This is a genomic window from Sulfitobacter sp., from assembly GCF_036960155.1.
Taxonomy (GTDB): Bacteria; Pseudomonadota; Alphaproteobacteria; order Rhodobacterales; family Rhodobacteraceae; genus Sulfitobacter.
Window position 1 is genome coordinate 690,642 of sequence record NZ_JBALWB010000002.1, and the last position, 6,116, is coordinate 696,757.

Below are 6,116 nucleotides of genomic sequence, written 5' to 3' on the forward strand. Positions count from 1 at the left end.
CGCAACGCAGAAACCCAGCGCAGCACGTTGAATAAAGACCCGTCTCGTTCTTTCACTCATCTATTTGAGCTTTCCGACCATCATTTCCGCATGGCCTTCGTGGGCTTTGAAAATCACCAAACCCGCTTCGAACAATGCCTTCACTTCTGCGTTCTCGATGTTGGGAACAAACGCGTTTTCGACCAAGTCATTGACAGCTTTATGATAGGCCAACTCGTTCTCGGCATACCGTCGGTCGAACGCAGGACCGCGAAGCTGGCTCATCTCGTCAATCAGCGCTTCTGCATTAACCTCAAGGGTTTGGCTCAGGAAATTGTCCTGCGGCTGTGCATCTAATTTTGCCAACAAGGCCAATGCCTGTGTGTTGACCGCCTCGTGGTCGCGGATCATCGTATTGGCAAACTCACGGACTTCTGAATTTTGGCTGATCGCAAGCGCCAGATGGGCATACCGAATGTCGATATTGTCAGCCACATAGGCCACATGCGCAATTTCAAGATCGTTCAGTTCAGCTGGCGATTGCGCCTGCGCGGGCGATTGAAAGGCTACTGCCAAACCCAAAGCTATGAGAGTTGAGGTAATTTTCATCATGAAGTTCCTTTTTGTTTTAGTCACACAATACGCACACGCGGCGACTGCCTAAATTGACTAAACCGCCAAAATCTCGAATGGTGAATGATGGAAATCACAGAATTAATGACCATTCGTCCATATGCGCTCCACTTCGATGATAGATGTGTCATACTGGGCTTAACATCAACGGAGGACTAAATATGGACCTGCTCAGCGATATCCTGTCCAAGCTACAGCTAAAGGGAACACTTTACTTTCGGACATCGTTTACGTCGCCTTGGAGTGTGGGCGTTCCCCAATTTGAAAACGTGGCGCGCTTTCATTTGCTCTAAAGGGACGTTGCTTGATCCGGATTGAAGCTGATAAGCCGCCAGTTTTTCTAGAACAAGGTGATCTTGTGATCATCACGCGCGGCGCGGCGCATACGCTTTACTGTGATCCGACAACTGAAATGCCTGCCATGATGGTGGACGAGGTTGTTCAGAAATCCGGTTTTACAGGTGTTGGTGCGCTTGTGTATGGAGAATTTGGTACGGACCACGAGACACAACTTGTGTGCGGGCACTTCGCGTTTGATCCCGGTGCACATCACCCTTTGATAGACGCGCTTCCGTCTCATATCCTCATCAAGAACTACGGCGAAGCTTCGGGGACCTGGCTGGAACACACCCTCAAGGTTATTGGCGCTGAGGTCGGACGCGAGCATCTTGGTAGCAATCTCATAGCGCTCAAAATGTCAGAAATCATCTTTGCCCAAGCTCTCAGGGCCTATCTGGCGAACGAAGGCTCGAACACGCCAGTCTTGGCTGGTTTTGCTGAACCCCATATCGCGCGCACCTTGACTGCCATTCACAAATCGCCGGGCGATGCTTGGCCACTTGAACGATTATCAAAGATTGCCGGATTGTCGCGCACAGCATTTTCCAGCCGTTTTTTACAATGCACGACCATGACCCCGTTAGAGTACTTAACTAATTGGCGAATGCAAATCGCGCGAAAGCAATTGACGACAACGAATGAGTCGATTGTCGAGATTGCAGAACAGGTAGGCTACCATTCCGAGGCCGCGTTCAGTCGGGTTTTTAAGAAACACCATTCTTTTGCTCCTGGTACTTACCGGCGGAATGCAAGATCTAGCGTATAGCTTCGTTGCTGCCCTTCCTTCAGAGCCAAGTCGTCAAAACGGTCGTTGTGGAGCCAAGCAGTATCATACAAAATCGATTCTTTGCCGACCTTCGCTGCGTTTCCACACGAGATCATCGCCTCGAGAAGAAGAGTGTTCAGCCACGGGATAGGTTTCTTACATTGAGTTCCAGTAGGCATGCTATTGCTACTCTGTCCAAATATTAATCACCAGACCAGCCATTTAGGCAAGTCTCCGCGACTTCTACATACCATGAAAAACTAAGACCGATAATTGGCAGAATATCGCGGCCCAAACCAATGAAATAAAGTCATTTTCTGCCTATTTCTTCCAAAAACCTTCCCATGTGTGGCATCGAGATTTCACCACCTCTAGTTCTTTTGCACGTTCGAATATCCACTAATTCCATTCGAACGATAACCAAAAAGACTGGAGATACTAATGTCCTTTTCAAGTTACGCACTGCTCTATTCCGGCGTCGATGTTCAGCAAGTCGTGGACAGTAATGTCGATCTATTGGTCACCGAAGGTGGTGCCGAAACAAATTTCGCAAACAGTGCGATCACTCAGGCAGAACTCGCAAGGATCCAAGCGAATGGTACCCAAGTTGCCGGATACATTAACATGTCAGTTACGGATGATAGTCGTCCCTATTGGGATGCTTCGTGGACCGACGACGGAACTGACACTGGCACGGTCACAGCCTTGGCTCCGGAATGGCTTACGGATCAGCCATCCAATGAGTTTGGGTTCGTTGTCGATTACACTGACACTGCTTGGCAAGATATTGTCATCGCGCAGGCTGTCGATCTGGTGTCGTCGGGCTTTGACGGCGTATTTATGGACGATTTTCAGCAGTACTATGTTGATGGCGCGACTGGTTTGACCACATCGCAAAACGCGACCGCCATGATGGAATTTGCGGTCAAGATTGACGAAGCCATAAAAGAAGTGAACCCGGATGCTATCCTGATTTCAAACGGGAACCCCTATGTGGTGACCGACGCTGTCGATGGGGCCACCTCAGCCGCATCAGTCAACTATCTAGAGTCAATTGACGGCATGTTGCTGGAAATTTTCTTTGGTATCACACAGACCGAAACGGCCGCAATCGAGCAAGCTAAGGAATATATCCTTGGCAGCGCCGATGTCATGGCGTTGGAATACGGTGGAACGCCTTATCAAAACTACCTGTTCCAACAAGCTGCGGAAAAAGCGGGCTTTCTGAGTTTCTCATCATCTGACGCCAGCTATAGCGATTTTGGCGAGATAGCTGATGCAACCACCGGCGATGATAATTTGCTGGGCACAGGTTTGGGTGATTACATCGATGCCTATGCGGGCGATGACATTATCGATGCAGGCACTGGTGTCGATGTCGTCGCTGGTGGTGAAGGCGCTGACACGATGGATGGCGGCGAGGGATCTGATTACCTCAACTATTCCAACTCAACCGCCGGCGTGAGTGTTGACATGGTTACGGGTACAGGTACTGGCGGCGACGCAGCTGGTGACAGTTTTACCGGATTTGAAAATGTCGTGGGGTCTGCGTTTGATGACGTCATCACCGGTGATGCCAGCAACAACATAATCAAAGGCAATGGCGGCGCCGACACGGTGGATGGTGGCGCAGGCACTGACTACCTCAATTACAACAATTCCGCCGAAGGTGTGGCCGTCAAACTCACCACAGGAACCGGAATAGGCGGTGACGCCGAAGGCGATGTGATCACAGGGATTGAGCGGATCATCGGATCAAATTTCGACGATACGTTGACGGGCGACGCGTCCAGTAACCTGTTCACAGGTGGCGCGGGCGCTGATGCTTTGGATGGTGGAGAAGGAACCGACTGGGCGTCATACAGCGGGTCATCAGAGGCCGTCGTGATTGATCTGGAAGCAGGTACTGGTGTCGGTGGTGACGCTGATGGCGATACTCTAACCAGCATCGAACGAGTTATCGGGTCTGATAACTTCGATTTCCTAACCCGTGACAGCGTGAACAATACGTTTGTTGGGGGCGATGGATCGGACACGATTGATGGTGGTGCAGGTGATGACATCGCGCTTTATTGGGCTGACGTTGCGGGTTTCACCTATGAGAACACATCAACTGGTGCGTGGACGGTGACCGAAATATCAACCGGCTATTTCGATACTCTGATCAATATTGAGACGTTGCAATTCAATGATGGTGTGACGATTGACGCTGCGTTTGTCTTCTGAGACGACACCACATTACGGGCTCTGCACAGAGATGCGGAGCCCAGAAATAATATGTAGCTGGGTCAATGCCTAACAAAGATCAAAGTGCAATCACCACTACTCTGGCCACGTCGCTAATGGCAGTTGAGGCACATATCCTCCAAAATGAAAATTTTACCAGCAGATATTTTGGATTCGATGGTGGTACAAGTCACCCAGACACTGATGCGTCAAACCTTTGGTAACCCCCCGTTTGGTACTGGCAGTTCTTGGTCGCCCCACAAAACCGACATTCATGCGCCGGGCAGCATTGGCCAAAATGAGCCTATTTTGATGAAAAAATTGCGACTATTTCGGTGACTGCTGGAATTTGAATTTACCTGAACAGTTTCCGTACGCTGCCTTTGCGATTGCACGGCCTTGTGGTGCCAGTTTTGCTAGCTTTTTGAGTTTCTGGGCGGGTGCAGCAAGGATGAATTCGGCATGTGCGCCATAAGGTTCACGTAGTCTGAGCCTTCCTAAGCCATGAATGCGCTTGAGCTGCGCAAATGACATTTCGGCTTTCTCTCGCAACTCGCATGAGACGCTGTATTGCTTGATATGCGCCAAGACGCGGGCCACATCGCGGGAACTTTCATAGATCGAACTTGTCACCTTGCATTGAGGTTCTTGCGGGCAACTGCGCGTCTTTAATGGACAAACCTCACTACGGGGCTTGCGAGCGCGATACCGCATTGTCTCATCTTTGTTCCCACTTGATCGTGGCGTTTTGTACACACGCCGGAACTGCTTAAGTTCTTTACCGTTCGGGCAAATGTATAGATCTTTATCAGCATCAAAAGTGAAGTCTGAGTGCTCAAACGTCCCATCTTTACGCCTAGATTTATTGATCACTGGGATATGCGGCGCGATCCCGCGTTTCTTGACCAACCAATCCAACATTGGGCTTGATCCGCAAGCCGTATCTGCGGTGAGACGTTCAGGCATGAGATCATGCTTCTCTTGCACTGTGTCGTTCACAGTTCTGACGGCTCCGACCTCGGCCTGCCGAATGGGCCGTGTGGCTTCGATGTCCATAATGACTGCGATATTAGTGTCGATCAGATAGTTTGTAGAGTGCGCAAAATAAGCTGGGTCACCGCGTGCGCCAATCCATTGAGATGCTGGAGCTGAATGTGGGATGAACTTTGAAATGACGGTGCTAGCCGCACCAAAAGCAGCGTCATCCAGTATATCTAGATACTCCCGAACCGCCTGTGGCGCTTCATTTGGATCAATTGTTTCTGGGTTCCAGTCTGCTTTGGGGGGCGATTTTTGGCGATTGGCAGCCGCAGCAATGATACTCGCATCGGCAACATAACGCTGGCCACTTGCCAACCATACCTCGATGCACTGTGCGACAACCGTTTCGAACACGTGCTACAGCACATCGCTATCGCGGAAGCGGCCCCAATCGGCAGGTTGCTTCGCAATCGCCTGCCAGGCAATGCATGGCGGTTTATGGAAAACGTCGAGTTATCCGGGATTGGATCCGACAGATCCATCTTGCAGAACCACCGATATGCAAGTTTCAGATGGACCTCTTCGCAGAGCCGCCGCTTGGATCGAATACCCTTGATATAATCGACTAACAGCATTCGCATCATCAACTCGGGATCTATCCTTTCTCATGCATTTTTAATGCATTGCCGGGCAATGGATGGAGGGCTGGTAGAACTATAGAAATCGGTCAGATGTGCCCGAACGCTGGACAGATCGATAACTCCATCAATAGCTCGCACTACGTGATCAACTGGGACGTGGTCCTCTATGAGAAATCATAGAACAAAGCCGACTGTGCTCGCTGGCGTGGTCCCATCATCGCGATCAATCTTCCTCACCAACAAGGAAATTGAACCAGCAGCCAAGAATTAGATCAACAGGAGTTTTTCAACAGAATAAGTCCAAGACGGACCGTCATCCCATGATCAACATGCCGCGACGCGGCCCGTCGAAGGAGACATTTGCGGCTGCTGCGGCTGCAGCTTTCGTTGGTTACTTTACTATCTGCTCAAGCATTGATGAGCTTTGCTTGCAGGTTCTCTCTAGGGGCTGCCAGCGGGCTTGCCGCGTATCCCAGCCGGACCAGCATTTGAACTGTGCCGCGTATCCCAGCCGGACCAGCATTTGAACTGTGCCGCCTGATGGAGCCAAA

At 50.5% G+C, this 6,116-nt stretch carries 3 protein-coding genes and 2 pseudogenes; 3 read left to right on the forward strand and 2 right to left on the reverse strand.

The annotated features are described in order from the left end of the window. Nucleotides 1-60: 60 nt before the first annotated feature. Entirely contained in the window at nt 61-588 is a 528-nt protein-coding gene (locus tag V7775_RS10015) for a DUF4142 domain-containing protein (RefSeq protein WP_335751743.1), read from the reverse strand. Between the two features lie 185 nt (nt 589-773). On the opposite strand from V7775_RS10015, the pseudogene V7775_RS10020 reads away from it, so the two are divergent. The 3 genes and pseudogenes from V7775_RS10020 to V7775_RS10030 all read left to right on the forward strand — a co-directional run. Beyond that, nucleotides 774-1,291: pseudogene (locus V7775_RS10020) on the forward strand (cupin domain-containing protein); the annotation flags it as partial. A 15-nt stretch (nt 1,292-1,306) separates the two neighbouring features. Then, nucleotides 1,307-1,717, forward strand: a complete 411-nt coding sequence (locus V7775_RS10025; RefSeq protein ID WP_335751765.1) for a helix-turn-helix transcriptional regulator — start codon at nt 1,307-1,309, stop codon at nt 1,715-1,717. A 441-nt stretch (nt 1,718-2,158) separates the two neighbouring features. Then, nucleotides 2,159-3,943: an endo alpha-1,4 polygalactosaminidase gene (locus tag V7775_RS10030; protein ID WP_335751744.1), complete on the forward strand. Its 1,785-nt coding sequence runs from the start codon at nt 2,159-2,161 to the stop codon at nt 3,941-3,943. 327 nt (nt 3,944-4,270) lie between these two features. Here V7775_RS10030 and V7775_RS10035 read toward each other — a convergent pair. Further along, nucleotides 4,271-5,783, reverse strand: a pseudogene (locus V7775_RS10035) (transposase). Between the last annotated feature and the right edge of the window lie 333 nt (nt 5,784-6,116).